This window comes from Nonomuraea sp. GTA35 (genome assembly GCF_041950525.1).
Lineage (GTDB): Bacteria > Actinomycetota > Actinomycetes > Streptosporangiales > Streptosporangiaceae > Nonomuraea.
Window position 1 is genome coordinate 131842 of the sequence record NZ_JBGNUV010000002.1, and the last position, 22556, is coordinate 154397.

18 protein-coding genes are annotated in these 22556 nt (G+C 73.1%); 10 read left to right on the forward strand and 8 right to left on the reverse strand.

Annotated features, from left to right (window positions below):
- Positions 1-25 precede the first annotated feature (25 nt).
- The 4 genes from ACBJ32_RS07400 to ACBJ32_RS07415 form a co-directional block, all read right to left on the reverse strand.
- Positions 26-1186: an inositol-3-phosphate synthase gene (locus ACBJ32_RS07400; RefSeq protein ID WP_375126067.1), complete on the reverse strand. Its 1161-nt coding sequence runs from the start codon at positions 1184-1186 to the stop codon at positions 26-28.
- A 274-nt stretch (positions 1187-1460) separates the two neighbouring features.
- Entirely contained in the window at positions 1461-2318 is an 858-nt protein-coding gene (locus ACBJ32_RS07405; RefSeq protein WP_375126068.1) for a carbohydrate ABC transporter permease, read from the reverse strand.
- A complete protein-coding gene (locus ACBJ32_RS07410; RefSeq protein WP_357884176.1) occupies positions 2315-3229 on the reverse strand; it encodes a sugar ABC transporter permease in 915 nt (304 codons plus the stop codon). The genes ACBJ32_RS07405 and ACBJ32_RS07410 overlap by 4 nt, the downstream gene beginning before the upstream one ends.
- Positions 3226-4551 carry an ABC transporter substrate-binding protein gene (locus ACBJ32_RS07415; protein ID WP_375126069.1) on the reverse strand — a complete coding sequence of 442 codons (1326 nt, stop codon included), beginning with the start codon at positions 4549-4551 and terminating at the stop codon, positions 3226-3228. The genes ACBJ32_RS07410 and ACBJ32_RS07415 overlap by 4 nt, the downstream gene beginning before the upstream one ends.
- A 196-nt stretch (positions 4552-4747) precedes the next feature.
- Between ACBJ32_RS07415 and ACBJ32_RS07420 the strand changes: the two genes are divergently transcribed.
- The 3 genes from ACBJ32_RS07420 to manD are packed head-to-tail and all read left to right on the forward strand — an operon-like array spanning position 4748 to position 9029.
- Positions 4748-5884 (forward strand): ROK family protein, encoded by a 1137-nt coding sequence (locus tag ACBJ32_RS07420; RefSeq protein WP_375126070.1) that lies wholly within the window; start codon positions 4748-4750, stop codon positions 5882-5884.
- 14 nt (positions 5885-5898) lie between these two features.
- Positions 5899-7824, forward strand: coding sequence for a cellulase family glycosylhydrolase (locus ACBJ32_RS07425; protein WP_375126071.1), 1926 nt, complete (start codon positions 5899-5901; stop codon positions 7822-7824).
- Positions 7821-9029 carry a D-mannonate dehydratase ManD gene (manD, locus tag ACBJ32_RS07430; protein ID WP_375126072.1) on the forward strand — a complete coding sequence of 403 codons (1209 nt, stop codon included), beginning with the start codon at positions 7821-7823 and terminating at the stop codon, positions 9027-9029. Before ACBJ32_RS07425 ends, manD begins: the two co-directional genes overlap by 4 nt.
- Before the next feature lie 3 nt (positions 9030-9032).
- Here the strand turns inward: manD and ACBJ32_RS07435 are convergent, their stop codons facing one another.
- Complete coding sequence (locus tag ACBJ32_RS07435; protein WP_375126073.1) at positions 9033-11090, reverse strand: SpoIIE family protein phosphatase; 2058 nt, start codon at positions 11088-11090, stop codon at positions 9033-9035.
- A gap of 197 nt (positions 11091-11287) precedes the next feature.
- The gene (locus ACBJ32_RS07440) at positions 11288-13369 is read right to left on the reverse strand and encodes a heavy metal translocating P-type ATPase (protein WP_375126074.1); all 2082 of its coding nucleotides are present in this window, start codon (positions 13367-13369) and stop codon (positions 11288-11290) included.
- A gap of 58 nt (positions 13370-13427) precedes the next feature.
- Here ACBJ32_RS07440 and ACBJ32_RS07445 point away from each other — a divergent pair, with 58 nt between their 5' ends.
- From ACBJ32_RS07445 to ACBJ32_RS07475, 7 genes are all read left to right on the forward strand, one after another.
- Positions 13428-13787, forward strand: coding sequence for a metalloregulator ArsR/SmtB family transcription factor (locus ACBJ32_RS07445; protein ID WP_357884164.1), 360 nt, complete (start codon positions 13428-13430; stop codon positions 13785-13787).
- Between the two features lie 194 nt (positions 13788-13981).
- A complete protein-coding gene (locus ACBJ32_RS07450) occupies positions 13982-14461 on the forward strand; it encodes an ATP-binding protein (RefSeq protein ID WP_375126075.1) in 480 nt (159 codons plus the stop codon).
- Positions 14462-14497: 36 nt separating this feature from the next.
- Complete coding sequence (locus ACBJ32_RS07455; RefSeq protein ID WP_357884160.1) at positions 14498-15184, forward strand: class I SAM-dependent methyltransferase; 687 nt, start codon at positions 14498-14500, stop codon at positions 15182-15184.
- Positions 15185-15268: 84 nt separating this feature from the next.
- Complete coding sequence (locus tag ACBJ32_RS07460) at positions 15269-16039, forward strand: hypothetical protein (RefSeq protein ID WP_375126076.1); 771 nt, start codon at positions 15269-15271, stop codon at positions 16037-16039.
- A complete protein-coding gene (locus ACBJ32_RS07465; protein ID WP_357884156.1) occupies positions 16036-17166 on the forward strand; it encodes a hypothetical protein in 1131 nt (376 codons plus the stop codon). The genes ACBJ32_RS07460 and ACBJ32_RS07465 overlap by 4 nt, the downstream gene beginning before the upstream one ends.
- Before the next feature lie 49 nt (positions 17167-17215).
- Positions 17216-18655 carry a hypothetical protein gene (locus tag ACBJ32_RS07470; RefSeq protein ID WP_375126077.1) on the forward strand — a complete coding sequence of 480 codons (1440 nt, stop codon included), beginning with the start codon at positions 17216-17218 and terminating at the stop codon, positions 18653-18655.
- On the forward strand, positions 18652-19944 hold the full coding sequence (locus ACBJ32_RS07475; RefSeq protein WP_375126078.1) for an AAA domain-containing protein: 1293 nt from the start codon (positions 18652-18654) through the stop codon (positions 19942-19944). Before ACBJ32_RS07470 ends, ACBJ32_RS07475 begins: the two co-directional genes overlap by 4 nt.
- A gap of 25 nt (positions 19945-19969) precedes the next feature.
- On the opposite strand, the gene ACBJ32_RS07480 is transcribed toward ACBJ32_RS07475, so the two are convergent.
- Positions 19970-20902 carry a GNAT family N-acetyltransferase gene (locus ACBJ32_RS07480; RefSeq protein ID WP_375126079.1) on the reverse strand — a complete coding sequence of 311 codons (933 nt, stop codon included), beginning with the start codon at positions 20900-20902 and terminating at the stop codon, positions 19970-19972.
- Between the two features lie 44 nt (positions 20903-20946).
- Entirely contained in the window at positions 20947-22512 is a 1566-nt protein-coding gene (locus ACBJ32_RS07485) for an MDR family MFS transporter (protein ID WP_375126080.1), read from the reverse strand.
- Positions 22513-22556: the final 44 nt, after the last annotated feature.

A 22556-nucleotide genomic window follows, 5' to 3' on the forward strand; every position in this document is an offset into this window, starting at 1 on the left:
AAGGCGTGGCGCGCGGGGGACGGGGTCACGGGGTGTGCTCCGGGCCGAGGGCGGTGACGAGGTCGCACAGCGTCCGCCACTGGCCGGCCAGCCCGTGCGGCACCTCGCCCAGCGGGTCCTTGAAGAAGAACGCCAGCTCGGGCAGCGGCCCGGCGCGTCCCGCGCGGTGGGCGGCGGCCGTCAGCCGGGCCAGGTCCAGGACGAGGGGCGCCGCGAGCGCGGAGTCGCAGCCGTGCCAGGTGAACTCCATCCGCATGCCGGTCCCCAGGAAGCCCTCGAACGTGACCAGGTCCCACGCGGTCTTGAAGTCCCCCAGGTCCTCCAGGTAGTCGATGCGGGTCTCGCCCTGCGGCAGGTAGCCGAGCGTCTCGGGCAGCACGCGCTGCTTGCTGGCGGACTTGGCGGCGTTCGCGCCCGGCCGGGCCAGGTTGGCGCCGTCGCCGCCGCCCAGCAGGTTGATGCCCGACCAGGTGCGCACCTTGAGGTTGCGCTGGGCGAACATGGGCGCGAGCACCGACTTGACCAGCGTCTCCCCCGTCTTGCCGTCGTGCCCGGCGTACGGCAGGCCCCGCTCGCGGGCGAGCTCGTCGAGCGCGGGCAGGCGGGCGCCCGTCGAGGGGGTGAAGTCGACGTACGGGCAGCCGGCGGACAGGGCGGCGTAGGCGGCCAGCGAGCTGGGCGGCAGCACCGGCTCGGCGGCGGGGGGCGGGCCGGACAGGGCGGCGCGGAGCTCTCGCAGTGAGGCGTGGGCGGGGTGCGGGGGCGGGACGGGTTCGGTGGTCGAGACGTTGATGACGACGACGCGGTCCAGGTCGTGGTGGCGGCGGAAGCGGTCGAGGTCGGCGGCGATGGCGCGGGCGGTCTCCGCCTGGGTGGCGGCGGCGGGCAGCGGCCGTACCTGCTGCTCGACGGCGGCCAGGTCGTCCTTCACGGCCAGCGCGAGCGCGGCCGGCACCACCCCCGAGCCCGCCAGCTCGGCGGCCTTCTTCTCCAGCGGGACGGAGGTGACGTCGTGCCCGCCGAAGACGAGGTCGCCGATGCCGGGGTGGATGCGTTCGCGCAGGGCGGGCGTCTCCAGGACGCAACCGGTCGGCGCGGCCAGGCCCGCGCGGATGGCGAGGGCTCCGATCACGCTCGTGACGGCGACCGATCCGCGTGCGCCGATCAGCCAGGTTCCCGTTCTCATGTGGTCTCCTTCGCGGCCGGGACGCGCCCCGTCCCGGGGGGTGTTCAGCGTCGAAGGCCGAGGAGGGCGGGGCGGCCCGCCAGCCGGTGAACCGCGTGATCGGCCTGTGTCACGCGTCCTCCATAAGGGTCGGGCGGCTGCGGGGAGCCGCACACGTCATGATCGGACTTGTGACCAGGATCCGCTCGAAAGGGCCGTCGTTCAAGCGGGGCCGGGGCTCGTTCTGGCTCTGAGGGTCGAAAAGCCGGTGCCGGTGCGGCACGCGCCGGTGGAGTCAGCCCTTCAGGCCGCCGCTGAGCAGGTCCAGGCGCCAGAAGCGCTGCAGGAACAGCAGCAGTGCGATGAGCGGGATCACCGACACGGCCGCGCCCACGATGGCGATGCTGTAGAGCGCGGGCTCCGAGGAGCCCTTGGCCAGGAGGGTGTAGAGGCCGACGGTGATGGGGAACCTCGACTCGTCCGACAGCATGATGTACGGCAGCAGGAAGTTGTTCCACGTCCCCACGAACTGCAGCATGAAGATCGTCACCATGCCGGGGAGCATCATGGGCAGCCCGATGGTGCCGAGGATGCGGTACTCGCTGGCCCCGTCGATCCTGGCCGCCTCCAGCGTGGCGTCCGGGACGGAGGACAGGGCGTACACGCGGGCCAGGTAGATGCCGAACGGCGAGATGAGGCTGGGCAGCAGGACGGACCAGTAGCTGCCGACCAGGTTCGTCTCCGACATGATCAGGTACTGCGGGATGGCCAGCGTCATGCCGGGCACGAGCACCCCGGCCAGGATGGCGTAGAACAGCACGGTGCGGCCGCGGAAGTCGTACTTGGCCATGGCGTAGCCGGCGAGGGTGGAGATGAGGGTCGAGGCGGCGGAGCCGGCCACGGCGTACAGGGCGCTGTTGGCCGCCCAGAGGAGGAAGCGGCCGTCGCCGTAGGCGAACAGGTCGCGCAGGTTGTCCAGCAGGCCGGTGCCGGGGGCGAAGGTGAAGGTGGAGAAGAGCTCGCCGCTGGCCTTGGTGGCGGCGACGATCACCCAGGCGACCGGCACCAGGCAGTAGAGGGCGCCGACGAGCAGGACGAGGGTGGGCAGGAGCTTGGCGCGCTGGTGCGGGAGCAGATGCGTGCGCGTGGTCATGACAGGCCTCCGGAGGCGCGCTTCTGGGTGACCTTCAGGAGCACGACCGAGACGACGAGGGTGCCGGCGGCCAGGATGACGGAGGCGGCCGAGGCCAGGGGGAGGTCGTCGCGGATGAAGGCGTCGCGGTAGATGTGCATCAGCGGGACCCAGGTCTGGGAGATCTCGGTGGTCATCGGGGCGAGCGTGGTCGGCTCGCCGTACACCTGGAGGGTGCCGATGAGCGCGAACAGGCCGGTGAGCACGAGCGCGGGCGACACCAGCGGGATCTTGACGTGCCAGGCGATGCGCCACTCGGAGGCGCCGTCGATGCGGGCGGCGTCCGACAGCTCGGCCGGGATGCCGCGCAGCGACGTGAAGATGATGATCATGTTGAAGCCGACGCCGCCCCACACCGCGATGTTGGCCAGCGACGGGTAGATGCCGTCCCCGGCCAGGAACGGGATCTCGCCCAGCCCCAGCTCCCTGGTGAGGTAGCTGAAGGGGCTGGTGGAGGGCAGGTACATGAAGCCCCACAGGAGCGAGGCCGTCACGCTGGGGATGGCGTACGGCAGGAAGATCGCCGTACGCGCGAACCGGCGGCCGCGCGCGCCCGCGTAGTCGAGCAGCAGCGCGAACAGCAGCGCCAGCCCGAGCGTGAGCGGCACGCTGATCAGCCCGTAGAGCGTGAGCCTGCCGAAGCCGGCCCAGAACTCGGAGTCGGTGAGGATCCTGGCGTAGTTGTCGAGGCCGACGAAGACCTCCTGGCGGGTGCCGAAGATGCCCTTGCCGGTCAGCCGCAGGCCGCGGGCGCTGAGGTAGATCGCGTACCCGATGGGCACGGCCAGGAAGGCCAGGAACAGCAGCACGGCGGGGGCGATGAACAGGTACGGCGCCCGCGACCCGCGGCGGGCGCCGTTGACGTCCGTCATGGGCCGGCGACCTTGAAGCCGGTGGCCTTCATGTCGTCCACGACGACCTGCTGCGTCTTCTGCAGCGCCTGGAGGAGGGGCGTCTTGTCGCGGACGGCGGCGGCCATGGCGTCCTGGAAGGCGCTCTGCGCGGTGCCGACGTTCGGGCCCCAGCTGATGTGCGGGATCGTGCGCTGCGCGGCCTTGGTGGCGACCTGCCAGTAGTCCTTCTGGTTCGCCACCAGCTTGGGCGGCTCGCTGGCGGCGGTGGCCTGCTGGCCTGCCAGCGACGCCGGGTACTCGCCGGCGGCGATCTGGATGTCGTAGGCGGTCTTGTCGGTGTTCATCCACTTGGCGAACGTGGCGGCGGCCTGGGTGTGCTTGGAGTTCTTGGTGACGGCGATGGCGCTGCCGCCCTGGAAGGCCACCCGGTCGTCGCCCTCGGTCCACTGGGGCAGCGGCGCGATGGCCCAGTCGCCCGCCTGCTTCTCGGCGATGCCGTACAGCACGCCGGGGGCCCACAGGGCGCTCGGCCAGCTCAGGATGTTGCCCTTGTTGAGCTGGTTGTTCCATTCGGGGGTGAGCAGCGGCTGGGCCTTGACCAGGTCCTTGTCGATGAGGCCCTGCCAGTAGGCGGCCACCTCGGTCGAGGCGGTGTCGGCGATGCCCACCGTCCAGGTCTGGTCCTGGACCTTCCACCAGGTGGCGCCGGCCTGCTGGGCGAGCCCGGCGAAGTTGCCGAACTCGGCGGGGGCGAACGTGGCCAGGTAGGCGTCGGGGTCCTTCTTGCGGACGTCGGCGGCCACGGTGGCGAACTCCTGCCAGGTCTTCGGCACGGAGATCTTCAGCTCGTCGAAGCGTTTCTTGTTGTAGACCATGACCATCGGCCCGACGTCCTGCGGCACGCCGTAGACGGCGCCGTCGAAGCTGGTCAGCGACCACACCTCGGGCGTGAAGGCGTCCTTGACGTCGGCGGTGTGGGCGGAGATGTCGGCCAGCGCCCCGGCGACGATCATGGCGGGGATCGTCTGGTACTCCAGGCAGGTGGCGTCGGGGGCGTTGCCCGCCCGGCTCGCCGTGAGCAGCTTGGTCGCGGTGTCCGTGCCGCCGCCGGCGTCGGTGTGCTTGACCTGGATGTCCGGATGGGCCTTGTTGAACGCCGCGACCTTGTCCTTCTGGCCCATGCCCCAGCACCAGAAATTCAGCGTGACCGGCCCCGTCTGCGCCGCCTGCGTCGCGGCGGCCCCATCGCCCGCGCCCGTGCCCGTGCCCGACGAGCAGGCGGCCAGGACGACGGCCAGTCCGAGCGCCGTGATCGAGCCGGAGACCCCACTGATACGCATCCGCGTCTCCTTCCGTGCAAAGTTCCAGAGATGGCTTTGCAGGGAAGCCAACTTAGAGAAGAAGTGAGGTGGATGTCACTACTTGTGCACAAATTTCGTGGGTGTTATGTGATCGGCAGCGCGTGTTAGCTTTGCAGCGAAGCTAACGAGAGGGAGGCTGGCGCTGATGGTGGTGGGGCCCCGAAGATGGGGCGGCATGTGGGACGCCTTGCCCGACGCCGCGCGCTCCATCGTCAAGGAGCTGATCATCCACGGCCCCCAGTCCAGGACCGCGCTGGCCAAGACCCTGCACCTGTCCACCGGCAGCCTGACCCGGCTGACCAAGCCCCTGATCGACGCCGGGCTCCTGGTCGAGGGCGAGGTGGTGCACGACCCGGTCAACGGCCGCCCGACCCGGCCGCTGGACGTGGCCGCCGCCGAGCACCGCTTCCTGGGCCTCAAGCTGACCGCGGACCGCGTGCACGCGGTCGTCACCGACCTGCGCGCCGAGGTGATCGCGGGCCGCGACGAGCCGATCACCGACCACAGCCCCGAGGCCGTGTGCCGCCAGGCGCGCGGGCTGCTGGACGAGCTGGCCGGCGGCCGGCCGGTGGCGGCCGGGATCACGCTCGGGGGCAACAACCGCGCCTCGGCCGGGGTCGGCGGCGAGCGGCTGGTGGACGCGCCGTACCTGGGCTGGGAGCAGGTGGAGCTGAAACCGCTGATGGAGCGGGCGCTGGGCGTGCCGTGCGTGGTGGAGAACGACGTCGCGGCGCTGGCGCACCAGCACCACTGGTTCGGGCCGGGACGCGGGCTGCGCGACTTCGCGCTGGTCACGATCGGGGCCGGCATCGGGTACGCGCTCATCGTGCACGACCACCTGGTGGCCGCCTCGGAGGCGGACCTGGGCATGTTCGCGCACCTGGTGCTGCGCTCCGGCGGGCCGATGTGCCCGGAGGGACATCGCGGGTGCGCGGCGGCGTACCTGTCGAGCGGGTCGATCGAGGCCGCCGCCGGGCTGGCGCTGCGGCGGGAGGTCGGCTACGACGAGGTCATGCGGCTGGCCGCGGCCGGCGACCGGGTGTGCCGCGCCCTCGTCCGCGAGGCCGCGCACGCCCTGGGCAGGCTCATCGCGCTGGTCGCGACGGTCTCCATGGTCAAGACCGTGGTCCTGGCGGGCGAGGGCGTCGAGCTGGCCCGCCTCGCCAAGGACGACTTCGCCCAGGCCCTGGCCGCCCACCGGCGCGACGTGCCCGGCTCGGTGAACGTGGTCGTCGAGGCCGACGACTTCCGCGAGTGGGCGCGCGGCGGCGCCGTCGTGGCCATCCAGAGTTTCGTCACCGGCAGCGACTGAGGAGGACATCACAGGTGAAGCGGCACTCGGCCAGGCTCGACGACCTCTGGGTCGGCGTGAACTTCTGGTCCAGGGCGGGCGGGCCGCGCATGTGGCGCGACTACGACCCCGACGTCGTCTCCGCGGAGCTGGCGGTCATGCGCGAGCACGGCATGACCGTCACCCGGAGCTTCTTCTACTGGCCCGACTTCATGCCCACCCCCGACACCCTCGACGAGCGGCTCGTCGCCCGCTACGCCGACTTCCTCGACCGGCACCAGGCGCTCGGCATGCGCACGATCCCGACGTTCATCGTCGGCCACATGTCCGGGCAGAACTGGGACCCCGCCTGGCGGCAGGGCCGCGACCTGTTCGGCGACGTGTGGTTCGTGGCCCGCCAGGCCTGGTACGTCCGCGAGCTGACGGCCCGCTTCAAGGACCACCCGGCCGTGGCCGCCTGGCTGCTGACCAACGAGGTCCCCATCTACGGCGACTGGCGCTCGCGCGGCATCGGCACCCTCGACCACGAGCAGGTGACGAGCTGGGCGCAGATCCTCATCGACGCCGTCCGCGCCGGCGGCGGCACCCAGCCCGTCTCGATCGGCGACGGCGCCTGGGGCGTGGAGGTCACCGGCAACGACAACGGCTTCCGGGTGCGCGAGCTGGCCGGGCTGGTCGACTTCCTCGGCCCGCACGTCTACCGCATGGAGACCGACCCCGTACGCCAGCACCTCGGCGCCGCGTTCGTGTGCGAGCTGCTCGACCTCGGCGGCAAACCGGTGATCATGGAGGAGTTCGGCCTCACCAGCGACTACACCAGCGAGACGAACGCGGCCCACTACTACCGGCAGGTCCTGCACAACACCCTGCTGGCGGGCGCGACGGGCTGGCTGGCCTGGAACAACACCGACTACGACGACCTGTGGGAGGCCGAGCCGTACAGCCACCACCCGTTCGAGATGCACTTCGGGCTGGTGGACTCCTCCGGGCGGCCGAAGGCGCAGGCCCGGGAGGTGCGCGACTTCGCGGCCCTGATCGAGCGGGTGGACCTGCGGCGCTGCGCCCGCCCCGACGCGCAGGCGGCGCTGGTCGTCTCGTCGTACCTGGAGAGCCGTTACCCGTTCACGCAGCCCGGGGACGCCACGGTCGTCTTCGACGTCTGCCGGCAGGCGTACGTGGCGGCCCGCGAGGCCGACCTGGCGGTCGGCGTGGCCAGGGAGAAGGACGGCATCCCCGACGACTGCCGGCTGTACCTGCTGCCGTCGGCCAAGCAGCTCACGGCGCCCGGCTGGCGCGCGCTGCTGGAGCGGGCCCGCGCCGGCGCCACCGTGTACGCCTCCTGGTTCGCCGGCGAGCACGCCAACCAGCGCGGATCCTGGTGGCCGGGCCTGGACGAGCTGTTCGGGGTGCGCAAGCAGTCGCGGTACGGCCTGGTCGAGCCCATCCCCGGGGACCGGCTCACGCTCACCATGACCGCGGCGCTGGGCGACCTCCAGGCCGGCGACGAGCTGGTCTTCCCGGTGGCGGGGAACGCGAACTCCCGCTCGTACCTGCCGGTCGAGCCGGACGGGGCGCAGGTGCTGGCCCGCGACGCCGAGGGCCGGCCGGCGCTGCTGCGGCACGCCGTCGGGGCCGGGTGGATGGTGCTGGCGACGTACCCGCTGGAGTACATGGCCGCGATCACGCCGCACGCCAACCCCGAGCCCACCTGGCGCCTGTACCGGGCGCTGGCCGCCGAGGCGGGGGTGGAGACGGCCGTCTCGTTCGAGACGCCGCTGGTCAGCGCCGCGCTCATGCGGCACGAGGACGGCCGCGTGTTCGTGTGGTGCGTCAGCCAGTCCGACGCGGAGATCAAGGCCGCGCCGTCCGTGCGCGGCGGGGTGCTGCGCGACGAGGACGGCGCCCCGGTCAGCGTCGTGGAGCTGCCGCCGTACGGGGTGCGCGTGCTGGAGCTGGCATGAGGATCACCGACGTCGAGGTGCTGGTCACCTGTCCGGGACGCAACTTCGTGACGCTGCGCGTCCACACCGACGAGGGCGTGTACGGGCTCGGCGACGCCACCCTCAACGGCCGCGAGCTGGCCGTCGCCGCCTACCTGCGCGACCACGTGGCGCCCTGCCTGATCGGCCGCAACCCGTTCCAGATCGAGGACATCTGGCAGTTCCTCTACCGCGGCGCCTACTGGCGGCGCGGCCCCGTCACGATGACCGCGATCGGCGCGGTGGACATGGCGCTGTGGGACATCAAGGGCAAGGCGCTGAACGTCCCCGTCTACGAGCTGCTGGGCGGCGCGAGCAGGACCGGCGTCCTGGTGTACGGGCACGCCAGCGGCCACAGCGCCGGCGAGGCCGTGGAGGCGGTCGGGCGTTACCTGGACCTGGGGTACAAGGCGGTCCGCGTGCAGGCCGGGGTGCCGGGGTTGTCCGGCACGTACGGCGTGGGCAGGGGCGAGCTGTTCTACGAGCCCGCCGAGGCCGGGCTGCCCGCCGAGGACGTCTGGAGCACCGAGAAGTACCTGGCCATGGTGCCGTCGCTGTTCGAGCGCGTGCGCGCGGAGTACGGCGACGAGGTGCACCTGCTGCACGACGCCCACCACCGGCTCACCCCGATCCAGGCGGGCCGGCTGGGGCGCGACCTGGAGCCGTACCGGCTGTTCTGGCTGGAGGACGTGGCGCCCGCCGAGCAGCAGGAGGCCTTCCGGCTGATCCGGGGGCACACCACGACGCCGCTCGCGGTCGGGGAGATCTTCAGCACCATCCACGACGCGACGCTGCTGCTGCGCGAGTACCTCATCGACTACCTGCGGATGACGGTGGTGCACGGCGGCGGGATCACCCATCTGCGCACGGCCGCGGCGTACGCGGACGTGCACCAGGTGCGGACCGGCTGCCACGGCGCCACCGACCTGTCGCCCGTCGCGATGGCCGCCGCGCTGCACTTCGACCTGTCCATCCCGAACTTCGGCATTCAGGAGTACATGCGGCACACCGCCGAGACCGACGAGGTCTTCCCGCACGCCTACACCTTCTCCGGCGGTTACCTGCATCCGGGGGACGCGCCGGGGCTGGGCGTGGACTACCGGGACGACCTGGCGGAGCGGTTCCCGTACCAGCGGGCCTACCTGCCGGTCAGCCGGCTGGAGGACGGCACCATGACCAACTGGTGAGCCTCACGCGCGGGTGCGCGCCATGAGCAGGGCGACGTCGTCCTCGGCGGGGCCGTCGCCCACGACGGCGCCGATCACGGCGGCGCACAGGCTCTCCAGCGTCGGCAGCGTCGCCGCGCCGGCCAGGGCCGTGCCCAGCCTGGCCATCCCCGCGTCGAGGTCGGCCTGGCGCGTCTCGATCAGGCCGTCGGTGTAGAGGGCGAGCACGGTCCCGGCGGCCAGGTGGAGGTCGTGCGACTCGAACGAGCCCAGCCCGAGGCCGATCGGGGTGCCGCTGGGCAGCGGCGGGAACGTCACCTCGCCCGCCGGGGTCACCACCGCGGGCGGCGGGTGCCCGGCGGCGGCCATGGTGCAGCGCCGGGTCGCGGCGTCGTAGACCGCGTACAGGCAGGTGGCGCCCGTGACGTCGAGATCGCCGCAGGCGTCGTCGGCCACCAGCCGGTCGAGGTGCGCGAGCAGCTCGTCCGGGGGCAGCTCCAGGTACGACAGCGTGCGCACGGCGGTGCGCAGCCGGCCCATGGTGGCGGCGGCGTGGATGCCGTGGCCGGTCACGTCGCCGACGACCAGGGCGATCCGGGCGCCGGGCAGGCGGATGGCGTCGTACCAGTCGCCGCCGACGCCCTCGTGCACGCCGGAGGGCAGGTAACGGGAGGCCACCTCGACGGCGGCGCCGCCGCACAGGGCCCGCGGCAGCAGGTCGCGCTGCAGCGCCAGCGCGGTGGTGCGCTCGCGCGTGTACTGGCGCGCGTTGTCCAGGCTCAGCGCGGCCCGGGCGACCAGCTCCTCGGCCAGGACCAGGTCGTCCCTGGTGAACGGGGCCGGGTTGGCGTTGCGGACGAACACGGCCACGCCCAGGATGTCGCCGCGCGCCTCCAGCGGGACGATGATCAGGGTGTGCATGCCGGTGCCGTGGATGATCCGCGCCCGGTCCGGGTCCCGGGCGAGCCAGGTGCCGGGCGAGGTGTCCAGCACGGCCTCGAAGTGCGGCCGCCGCGTGGCCAGCACCTCCGTGAACGGGGAGCCGGGCGGCACGAACACGGCCTCCCCGAGCGCCCACAGCGACTCGGGGATCCCGTCGTGGACGGAGGCGACGCCGGCCCGCCGGAAGACAGGGATGCTGGCTTCCGTGGCGGCCAGGCGCTGCAGCGGCTCGGCGTCGGGGAGCGTCGCATCGGACAGGTCGACGGTCACGTAGTCGGCCAGGACCGGCACGGCCAGGTCGGCCAGCTCCTGCGCGGTCTTCCTGATGTCGAGCGTGCTGCCGATGCGCACGCTGGCCTCGCGCAGCAGGGCCAGGCGGTCTCTCGCCCTGCTGCGGCTGATGTCCAGGGCCAGCGAGCACACGCCCAGCGGCTGCCCGTCCAGGCCCTCCAGGCGGAACAGCGAGGTGGACAGCGTACGTTCCTCGCGCCTGTCGGGTGAGGCCCAGCGGGCCTCGCGGTCGATCATGGGGGTGCCGTCGGCGAGCACCTTGCGCATCGCCTCCTGCGCGGCCTCGGTGTCCGTGCCCGGGATGGGGTCCGTCAGGGAGCGGCCGACGCGGTAGTGGGGGAAGACGCTTTCCAGGTGCTCGGCCGCCGCGTTCAGCCAGACGCAGCGCAGCTCCCCGTCCCAGATGGCCATGGCGACGGGGAAGTGGCTGATGAGCGCCTCCAGCAGGGAGCCCGTGCCGCCGGACAGGTCGTCGGCGACGGGGACGGCCGAGACGAGCCAGGACTCCCCCGCCCGCGCGGTGGCCAGCGGGGCGATCTCGGCGCGCACGACGATCCGTTCGCCGTCCCGCCGCCGCACCTCCACCAGCCCGGCCTTCGTCTCCCGCGTACCGGGCCACTCGCCGCCGGACGGCCGGACGGGCGGCCCTCGGTCCGGGGCCGCGCGGGTGCCCGGCTGCTCGGGGCCGGCGGGCAGGAGGAGGGTCGTCACCGGGCGGCCGAGGATGTCGGCGGCGGGGTAGCCGGTGAGCTCCTCGGCGGCCCGCGTCCAGCCGATCATGACGCCCTCGCCGTCGATCACGGCGACCGCCGGAAACGCGTCTCTTGTGTCGCTGCCGGGTGCGCCCATGTCATCACCCATCCGTGCTCGTGAGCGAGCCTCACCGAGCCCCAGAATAGCCGCGCCCACCTGCGACAACCCTCCCTTGACCAAGCCTTGTCCCGACATGTGTGGATAGGTCGGCGCGGTTTCGCCGCCGCCCCACCTGTCGCGCAGGGGGTCAGCCTGAGTTCGCCGCGCACCGCCAGGCCGCGTCGCGCAGGGCGTCAGCCGGAGCTGGCCGCGCGCCGCCACGCCGCGTCGCGCAGGAGGCGCAGGCCGTTGAGGCCGACCAGGACCGTGGAACCCTCGTGGCCGGCCACGCCCAGGGGCAGCGGCAGGTCGCCGAACAGGTCCCAGGCGACCAGGACGCCGATGAACGTGGCGGCGATGACGAGGTTGGCCACGACCAGGCGGCGGGCCCTGCGGGCCAGGGCGAGCACGGCGGGCACGGCGGCCGGCTCGTCGCGGGTGAGCACGGCGTCGGCGGTGTCCAGGGCCAGGTCCGAGCCGGTGCCGCCCATGGCCAGGCCGATGTGGGCGGCGGCCATGGCGGGCGCGTCGTTGACGCCGTCGCCGATGAGGGCCAGGCGGCCGCCGTTCGCCTGGAGGTCGTGCACCGCGGCCACCTTGTCCTCGGGCAGCAGCCCCGCGCGGACGTCGCCGATGCCGACCTCGGCGGCGACCCTGCGGGCGGCCGGGGCGTTGTCCCCGGTGAGCAGCACCGGCGGGGCCGCGGTCAGGTCCCGCAGGCGCGCGACGGCTCCGGCGGCTCCCGGCCGCACGCGGTCGGACAGGGCGAGCACGCCCGCCGGCACCCCGTCCACCAGCACCACGACCGCGCTGAGACCATCGTTCTCGAGCTCGGCGACGACGCCCTCCACCTCGCTGGCGACCGGGCCCCGCACCGCGCCGCCGGCCTCGCCGGCCCGGCCGGGACCCCCGCCCTCGGCACCTGAGACCGGAGCCGGGCTCGCGGCCGGGCCCGTCAGCAGCCGGGCGGGGCTGCCGACCTCGACCAGGCGTCCGCCGACCAGGGCGCGGACGCCTCGCCCTGGCGCCGAGCCGAACTCCTCGGCCTCCGGGATCGCCAGCCCCGCCTCCCGCGCGGCCCGCACCACCGCACGGCCGAGCGGATGTTGCGAGCCGACCTCCGCCGCAGCCGCCAGGGCGAGCAGCTCGTCCTCCCCCATGCCCGCACCTGCCAGCCCGCGGACGGCACCGAGCTGCGGCCGCCCCTCGGTCAGCGTGCCGGTCTTGTCGAAGGCCGTCCGGTCGACGGTGCCGAGCCGTTCCATGACCACGGCGGACTTGACCAGGACCCCGTGCCGGCCGGCGGTGGCGATCGCGGCCAGCAGCGGCGGCATGGTGGCCAGCACCACCGCGCACGGCGAGGCCACGATCATGAACGTCATCGCGCGCAGCAGGCTGTCCTGCGGCGGCACGCCCCACAGCAGCGGGACCGCGAACAGCGCGACGGTCGCCGCGACCATGACCACGGAGTAGCGCTGCTCCACCTTCTCGATGAACAGCTGCGTCCTGGCCTTGGTCGCGCTCGCCCGCGCCACCAGGGACACGATCCGCGCGATCACGGTGTCCGACGCGGGCCGGGTGACCCGTACGCGCAGGGCGCCGGTGCCGTTCAGGGTGCCCGCGAAGACCTCGTCGCCCGGCCCCTTGTCCACGGGCAGCCCCTCGCCGGTGATGCCGGCCTGGTCCACCTCGCTGACGCCGCCGACCACCTGCCCGTCGGCGCCGATCCGCTCGCCGGGGCGTACCAGGATCAGGTCGCCGACCTCGAGAGCCGACGCCTCCACCGGCTCCTCCCCCGCGCCGGTGAGCCGGGTGGCGCGGTCGGGGGCCAGGTCGAGGAGGCCGCGTACGGAGTCCTCGGTGCGCTTGGTGGCGACGGCCTCCAGCGCGCCGGAGGTGGCGAAGATGACGATGAGCAGCGCCCCGTCGAAGACCTGCCCGATGGCCGCGGCGCCGATCGCCGCGACGACCATGAGCAGGTCCACGTCCAGCGTCCGCTCGCGCAGGGCGCGCAGCCCCGACCAGCCGGGCTCCCAGCCGCCGGCGGCGTAGCAGGCCAGGTAGAGCCCCCACCACAGCCAGGGCGGCGCGCCCGCCAGCTGGGCGGCCCCGCCGAGCGCGAACAACGCGGTCGCCGCCGCGGCCCAGCGCACCTCGGGCAGCGTCCACGCGCCCCGCCACCACGACGGTGCGGCGCGGCCCGGGGCCGAAGGTCGGCCGGGGCTGCCGGGGCGCGGTCGCGAGGCGACTCTCAGATCAGTATCCACGCGTGGCATCGTATATGCGCATACACGCAGATACGCAAGCAGGGAGGCTTGGAGCTATGCTGGCGGCATGCACACGTCGCTGCCGGACTTCGACATGCCCACCGAGGAGCAGGTGCATCTGGCCGCGGAGTCGTTCCGGCTCCTGTCCGACCCCACCCGGATCAAGATCCTCTGGGCCCTGCTGCAGGGCGAGTCCTCCGTGGCCTGCCTGGCCGAGCTGGCCGACGCCGCCCCCGCCGCGGTCAGCCAGCACCTGGCCAAGCTGCGCCTGGCGGGGCTGGTCAAGGGGCGGCGGGAGGGCACGTTCGTCTACTACACCGCGGCCGACGAGCACGTGCGCCGGCTCCTCACCCAGGGCCTGTACCACGCCGACCACATCGACCGGGAAGAGCCCGCCGGGCACGCCCCCGCCACCCGCCACGCCTGACCGCCCCGGTCGAGCGCGATGGCGCCACGTTCTCCGAAGAACGGCCCGCGGGATCCAGGAGGCGATGCGGCAGCCCGCTACCGGCCGGCCCAGGACGGGAGCCGGAGAGGACGCCGACGTTTGCCGATCTCCAGGGGGGAAAGCTGGAACAGGGCCCGCGGACTTCTCCCCGGCCCTCGGCGGGCAGAATGGTCATGGTTTTCGAGTTCGAACTACGGTGTCCCATCACGGCCGACCTCGGCCTGATCAGGGATCTGGTGCGCCTGCACGGCCGCCACAGCGGCCTACCGGACCGGCGGCTCGAGGATCTGGTGCTGGCCGTGAACGAGGCGGTCACCAACGTGCTGGACCACGGCGGCAAGGCGGGCATCGTCACCGCGCGCGCCACCGACGGCCAGGTCGTCGTGGACGTCCTCGACTTCGCCGGCCTGCTGACCCACGACCACCTCGCCGCGGCCGAGCTCGACCACACGGCCTCCAGCGGCTACGGCCTGTGGGTGATCCAGCACCTGTGCGACGAGGTCGTGCTGGAACGCGGCGAGCGGGGCTCGCTGCTGAGCCTGCGGGTACGCGACCGGAGCCCGGCGCAGGGCCCGGCGAACGCCCCCGTGAACAGCCCGGCGCACGGCAGGGACCGGGACGGAGGCCGCAGCCTGCAGACGGCCAGGAGCTGATCGCCCGCCGCGTCGATCCGGAGCTAGGTTCGACGTATGCGGAACACAGGAACGGGCCCCGGCCCGATCACCCCTGACGGATCCCCCGTCGAGTTCTACAGCAGGCTCAGGGCCGGCGCCGAGCCCGAGATCGTCGCGCAGGTGACCCCGCCCGCCGGCTCCGTGCTGGAGCTGGGCTGCGGCGTCGGCAGGGTCACGCACCCGCTGATCGACCTGGGCTTCGACGTGGTGGCCGTGGACGAGTCCCCCGAGATGCTGGCGCGGGTGCGCGGCGCGCGCACGGTGGCCGCCCGGGTGCAGGAGCTGCGGCTCGGCGAGCGCTTCGACACGGTGATGCTGGCCTCCCAGCTGGTGAACACGGCCGACGACGCCTCCCGGCACGCGCTGCTGGCGGCCTGCACGCGGCACGTCAAGCCGGGCGGCGCGGTGCTGATCCAGTGGATGCCGGCCGAGGCGCACGACCGCTGGCACGTGGGCATGGGCCGCCAGGACGGCGACGTCTCGATCACGATGGCGGCCGTCCAGGAGGTGTCGCCCGGCGTCTTCCACGCGACCATGCGGTACACGTACGGCGAGGACGGCGAGGAGCAGGTGTGGACCCAGTCGTTCTCCTCCAGGCGGCTCACCGACGGGGAGCTGGCCGCCGCGCTGGAGGCCGAGGGGCTGCGGCTGGACCGCTTCCTCACCGAGGACCGCACGTGGGTGGTGGCCGTCCCCGCGTGATCACCGGACCGAACGCCTTTACGATGTAGATCCAATTATTCCAGAAATACTGGAAAATGCTGGGACGGCTGGTACAGTCGCGCCATGAGTGACCGGCTGGACGATCTCGAACGGCGGATCGACGAGCTGCGGGCCGGCGTGCGCAAGGCGATGCGGGTCAGGGACGGCGCGACCGCCCGCCTCCTGCGGGCCGAGCTGCGCAGCGCGGAGCGCGCCTGGGACGCCCTGGTCAGCGGCCGGCAGCCGCAGGCCAAGGAGGAGCCGCCGACACTGGTCACCGTGCGCGAGCAGGTGCATCAGGGGCTGCGGCTGCTGGGGGCGGCCGCCCAGCCCCGGCTGATCGTGGCCGTCAGCGACGCGTTCTTCGGCGGCACCATCCGCAGCAGCCAGCTCACCAGCGTGCGCAGGGACGAGGAGCGCTCGTTCCGGTCCTCACCGTTCGGGCGGCCGTACTACCTGTGCGCCGCGCTCACCGACCGCCTCTCCCCCGCCCGCGGCCTGCTCACGCTCAGCACCTGGCCGCTGGAACGGCGCGTGGTCGGCCCGCTCAGCCCCCGCGTCGACTTCCTGACCTGCGCCATCGCCGTGGCGGAACAGGACTCCGACGACGAGCGGGCGCAACGCTTACTGGTCAGGATGGCCAGGAACATCCCGGGCGCCGGCGACGGCACGCTCGGCCCGCCGGACCCCGCGCGGGTGGCCGAGGCGGCCCGCGCCGAGCTGCGCGTGCACGCGGATCGCGACACGCGGGATCGCGCCGAGCTGGCAGAACGCGCCACAGCGCAGCTCGGTGACGCCGCGCGGCTGTTCGGCGCCGCTACGCTGAGCACGATCAAGAAGGAGAAGGCCAAGTGAGCGGCTTGAAGCGCGAAGGCGACCACGTGTACCGGCTGGAGGCGTTGCGGGGCACCACGCCGCAGCAGCCACACGACGCGCGCGCCATCGCGGCCCTGGCCGCGAACCCCGGCTGCACCCGCCGCGCCCTCATGGACGGCGCCGGCATCGCCAAGGACGCCGCCGCCCGGCACCTCGGGTTCCCGGCGCCGTTCGGCCAGTCGCCGTTCGCGATCACGCGCGGCAACATGTTCGAGGCGCTGGTCAAGGCCGACGGCTGCGCGGAGCTGCTGCGCATGCTGCGCGAGGTGCTCGGCCTGCCCGTCGCCGAGGTGTCCTACCACGACGTGGAGAACGTCGGCGCCCACCTGCGCCATGCGCACACCAGGGCGCTGTTCGACCGGGCGGCGCGCGAGGGCCAGGACGCGGGCACCCTGTACGACCACCCGCTGCTCAGCCTGCAGATCGCCGGCCACACCGCCTACCTGGAGCCGGACGTGGTGGCCTTCCAGCTCGGCGGGCGCTTCCACATCGTGGAGATCAAGTCGTTCGCGGTCATCGACGGGCAGGCCGACCCGTCGGCGGTGGCCGCGGCCGCGCGGCAGGCGGCGGTGTACGTGCTGGCGCTGCGCAACCTGCTGGAGGAGCTGGGCCACGACCCGCTGCAGGTCTCCCACGATGTGGTGCTGGTCTGCCCGGAGAACTTCGCCAACCGGCCGGTCGCGACCCTGGTCGACGTGCGCAAGCAGCTCGCGGTGCTGCGCCGCCAGCTCGCCCGGATGACCTCGCTCGACCGGCTGCTCGACGGGCTGCCCGACGATCTCACCTTCGACCTGCGGCCCGACGAGGACGGCCGGCCGACCAGGCCGGTGGCCGAGCTGGCCGACGCGCTGCACAGGACCACCGCCCGTTACGCGCCCGACTGCCTGTCCACGTGCGACCTGTGCTTCTTCTGCCGCGACGAGGCCCGGCAGGAGGGCGCGTCCGACCTGCTGGGCCGGCAGGTGCGCGACGAGCTGGGCGGGGTCGCCTCGGTGGCCGAGGCGCTGGGCCTGGCCGACGGGTCCCGCGACCCGGCCGAGGGGCAGGAGGAGATCGCCCGGCTGCTCCGCAACGCCGAACGCCTGCGCAGGGAGTGCCTGAATTGAGCCCGCCGCCGAAGCCGCCGACCGCCCGCCCGTCGCGGAGACGCCCGACATGAGCCTGCTGACCTCGCTAGCCCGGCTGCGCGCCCTGGACGAGGGCATCGCGCAGCCCGTCGCGACCGTCAGGCACTGCCACCTGTCCGAGCGTCCCATGGTGTTCATCCCGCTCAAGCTGTCGGGCGAGGCCGCCGCGCCGCTGGCCGCGATGCTCGGCACCGACCGGGACCGGCCGCGGCTGCTCGTGGTCACCCAGCCGCGCAACCGCGACCTGCGCTTCGCCTGGGCCGCCGAGCTGGCCGGGGTGCTGCTGCCCTACATCGAGGGCTTCATGAACGACACCGAGACGGTGGAGCGCAAGAACGCCGACCCGTACGAGCGGGCGATCGAGGCGCCGCAGCTCATCGTCCCGAACCAGGGGGGCGTGGCCTTCACCCGGCTGCTCGGCCGCTCGACCCGCTTCCGCCGCACCGACGGGCCCTACCCGGTGCCCGAGTCGGTGCCGCTGCTCGGGCGGTGGCTGACGTATCTCGGGGAGCGGGCGGCGTACCCGGGCTCGTCGCTGATGCTGGCCGCCACCGAGGAGCTGGGCCGCCACTGGGCCAGCGGGCAGAGCTCGCTGGAGGACGCGAACCTGGCCGCGCTGCTGGCCTGGATCACCACGGGGCCGAGCGACGAGGCCGAGGACCCGCTGGTCTGGCCGCCCGCCGGCCCGGCCACCGACCCGGGGTTCGACGCCGAGGTGCTCGCCCCGGCGATGGACAGCGAGTCGCCGGAACTCCTCACCGGGCGCATCACCGAGGCGCTGCGTACCCAGCTGGAGCCCACGTGGCGGCTCATGTGGCAGGCGATCGACCTGCTGGCCGCGCTGCCCGAGGGCGCGAGCGTGGCGCAGCGGTGGGAGCAGGACCGCGGCTCGTTCAGCGGCATGGCGGTGCACATCGCCGAGGGCGCGCCGCCGCAGGCACGGCGCGACGGCGCGGTGGCCGCCGCGGCCAGGCTGGCCCGCATGGAACGCGCCCAGGCCGCCTACGACGTGCAGCGCGCCTACGACGACCCCCTGGTGATGGCCGAGTACCGGCTCACCGGCGAGGCGTTCGCGGGCGAGGTGATCGAGACGGTGCCCGACAACACCGAGGGCGAGGGCCGCTCGCGCAAGCTCCGCCCGCTGGTGGTGATCAAGACCGACGATCCCGTACGCCTGCCGCCCGGCACGTCGCTGGGCACCCCGCAGCGCCGCAGCCAGGGCGCGGAGCTGGTCGAGGCCGCCGAGGGCCTGGTCACCCTGAAGATCACCAAGGGGATGGGCCGGGGCAAGACGGCGGCGCCCGGCGCGGTGCCCGACGTGGGCGAGCGGGTCTGCTACACCTCGCTGACCGACGACTTCCAGGGCTCGCCCGCCCTGCCCGAGCCCGAGGCCACGCCGTGGACGCACGGCGGCCCGCCGCAGGAGTACGTGCCCGACGACGAGGACGCCCAGGAGGAGTGGTCGTGACCGCCGAGCAGCCGACGATCGGCCCCGAGCAGGTCATCAGGAACGTGCTGGCCGACCTGCCCCGCCATCGCGGCGTGGTGGTCGACTCGCCGCCGGGTGCGGGCAAGTCCACGCTGGTGGTGCGGGCGGCGGCGCACATCGCGGCCACCGGCGAGCCGCTGATGATCGTGGCGCAGACCAACGAGCAGGTCGACGACCTGGTGGCCAGGATCTGCGACAAGCACCCGCATCTGACCGTGGGCCGGCTGTCGGCCGGCGGGTACGTGCCGCCGCTGCGCATGCTGGAGCTGCCCGGCGTCCGGGTCGGCACCCGCATCCAGGACCTGGGCGATCCGGACATCGTCATCGCCACGGCCGACAAATGGGCGTGGATCGGCGACCGGGTGTGGCCGTGGGCGATCGTGGACGAGGCGTACCAGATGCGCTCGGACAAGCTGCTGCGGATCGCGGGACTGTTCGAGCGGGCGCTGTTCGTGGGGGACCCCGGGCAGCTCGACCCGTTCTCGATCGTGGACGGCGACCGCTGGTCGGGGCTGTCGTGGGACCCGCTGCAGAGCGCCGTGTCGGTGCTGCTGCGGCACAACCCCGACCTGCCGGTGCACCGGCTGCCGGTCTCGTGGCGGCTGCCCGCGTCGGCGGCGCCGGTGGTGTCGCAGGCGTTCTACCCGTTCACCGGGTTCCGCTCCGGCACCGATCACGGCGACCGGTGGCTGGAGCTGTCGACCGGCGGACTGGGCGGCGTGCACGACCGGGCGCTGGAGGAGGCGGCCCGCTCGGGATGGGCGCTGCTGGAGCTGCCGAACCGGCACACCGTGCGGACCGACGGCGAGGCCGTTCAGGCGGTGGCGAAGCTTGCCGAGCGGCTGCTGCAGCGGGGCGCCGTGGCCGGCTCCGAGCAGGGCGAGCGGCCGGTGACGGCGGACCGGATCGCGGTCGGGGCGGCGCACCGGGACCAGGTGGCCGCCATCCGGGCGGCGGGCCTGCCGGCGGAGATCACCGTGGACACGGCCAACCGGCTGCAGGGCCGCGAGTACGACGTGACGATCGTGCTGCACCCGCTGTCGGGCCGCAGGGACGCCACGGCCTTCCACCTGGAGTCCGGGCGGCTGTGCGTGCTGGCGTCACGGCACCGGCACGCGTGCGTGGTGGTGGCCAGGGCGGGCATCGCCGAGCTGCTGGACGCGCACCCGTCGGCGGAGCCGGTGCAGCTCGGCGTGCCGGTGAAGTTCCCCGACGGGTGGGAGGCCAACCAGTCGGTGCTGGAACACCTGGCCAGGCACCGCGTCTGACCGGCCGTGTCCAGGGCAGGCGCGGCTAGGGCAGGCGGCGCTGCCAGACGTCGATGGCCATGACCAGGCGCATGCCCGCCGACTCGTACAGGCCGAGCGCCGGGGTGGTGTTGTTGGAGTCGACGTGCAGGATCGTGCCCTTGCGGCCGCGAGCGGCGTCGGCGGCGAAGGCGTGCCGCAGCAGGAACCGCCCCAGCCCTCTGCCCCGGTGCTCGGGCAGCACGGCGAGCGTGGCCACGTACCCGCATTCCTCGTCGGACAGGAACTGGTTGTTGCCGATGAGCACCGCCGCGGGCCGCCCGCCCAGGCGGGCCAGCGTGAGCTGGCTCCAGTCGGTGGCGCTGGAGGCCTGCCTGCGCTCGTACCACTGCTCGTAGCTGACGGGGACGAAGCCGAAGTGCTCGGCGAACCCCTCCTGGTGCACGCGGTACGCCTCGCGCCGCACCTCCTCGTCCTCCCCCGGGTGCAGGGTGAGGCCCGGGAGCGCGGCGGGCGGCTCGACGGGGCCGTGGTGGTCGATGCGCATGCGGTGGTAGCTCGTGCCCGGCCCGAAGCCCAGCGCCTGCACCCGCGCCCGCTTGGCCTCGTCGCTGCGGTAGACGCCCACGTGCAGGGTGACGGCGTCGTGGCCGCGCTCCTCGCCCAGCTCGGCCGCACGGGTCAGCACGGTGGGCCACAGCTCGCCGTCCAGCCCGCTCACGCCGGGCCTGACGATGACCTCCACGTCCACGAGGTCGCTGTCGCCGTTGCGGCACGCCCAGGCCCACCCGTCGAGCCGGCCTCCGGCGTCGTGGGCCAGCCAGGCGTCCCTGTCGCGGTCGAAGCCCGGCTCGACCAGCTCGTCGGCGATGTCCTCCAGCGTCGAGTCCGGGGCGCCGATGACGGCCGTGTCGCACGCGGCGACGAGCTCGTGGATGGCCGCGGCGTCGTCCACGCGGGGCCGGCGGATGGTGTGCATGGGGAGGATTGTCCTGGAGGCGCCCTCCCTGCGCCTCCCATTTTTCAGCCGGCCGCCTGGGTGGCCGGCTTCTCCGCGGAAGGGCCGGCGCCGCGCAGCGGGATCTCCTTGACGAACACGGCCGCCACCGGCACGACCACGGCGAACGCGATGGCCCACCAGAACACGCCGGAGATGGAGGACGCCAGCGACTCCAGCAGCCCGGTGCGCGTCGCGGCGGGAAGCTGGGCGACCGCCGCCGGGTCCATCCTGGCGCCGTTCCCGGCCATGCCCGCCGCCGCCCGGTCGCCGAACCGGGCGGTCAGCTCCGACAGCAGGTGGTTGTTGAAGATCGCGCCGAACAGGGAGACGCCGAACGAGCCGCCGATGGAGCGGAAGAACGTGCTGGCGCTGCTGGCGACGCCGAGGTCCCGCTGCTCGACGCTGTTCTGCGCGATGAGCATCGTGGTCTGCATGAGGAAGCCCATGCCGAGGCCGAGCACCGCGATGTAGAGGCCGGTCTCCCAGGACGGCGTGGCGACGTGCATGGTGGACAGCAGCCACATGCCGGCGACCATGCCGGCGCCGCCGATCACCGGGTAGATCCTGTACTTGCCGGTGCTGGTGATGGCCCGGCCCACGAAGATCGACACGACCATGGCGGCGCCCATCATGGGCAGCATCAGCAGGCCGGAGTTGGTGGCGGTGGCGCCCTGCACGAGCTGCTGGAACAGCGGCAGGAAGTTGATCGCGCCGAACATGGCGAAGCCGAGCAGGAAGCCGATGACGGAGATCAGCGTGAAGTTGCGGTTGCGGAAGAGCTGCAGCGGCATGATCGGCTCGGCGGTGCGCCGCTCGACCAGGATGAACGCCGCCAGCGTGAGCAGGGCGAGCGCGGCCAGGGCGAGGATCTGCCACGAGCCCCAGGCGTAGTCGTTGCCGCCCCAGGTCGTGATGAGCACCATCGCGGTGATGCTGATCGACAGCAGGGCCGCGCCCGCCCAGTCGATGCGCACGTCCGTCCTGTCGACGGGCGGCAGGTGCAGCTTGGCGATGATCAGCACCAGCGCGACGGCGCCGACGGGCAGGTTCACGTAGAAGGCCCAGCGCCAGTCGAGGTGGTCGGTGATGAAGCCGCCGACCAGCGGCCCGGCGATCATGGCCAGCGACATGACGCCGGCCGTGATGCCCTGGTACTGGCCGCGCTCGCGGGGCGGCACCAGGTCGCCGATGATGGCCATGACGTTCACCATGAGGCCGCCCGCGCCCAGGCCCTGCACCGCCCGGAAGGCGATCAGCTCGGCCATGCCGCCCTCGGGGCCGCCGAACATCGCGGAGCCGGCCATGCCGCAGAGCACCGAGCCGGCCATGAAGACGACGATCGAGATGATGAAGATGTTCTTGCGCCCGTACAGGTCGCCGATCTTGCCCCAGATCGGGGTGGAGACGGTCGTGCCCAGCACGTACGCCGTCACGACCCAGGACAGGTAGGTCAGCCCGCCGAGCTCCCCCACGATGCGCGGCATGGCCGTGCCCACGATCATGTTGTCCAGCATGGCCAGCACCATCGCGAGCATGAGGCCTGGCAGGACGACCATGACCTCACGGCGGCGTCCGACGCTCTCCGCCACCCTTTACCCCCACAAGATTGAATATTTGCTTACTTGCCGACCGG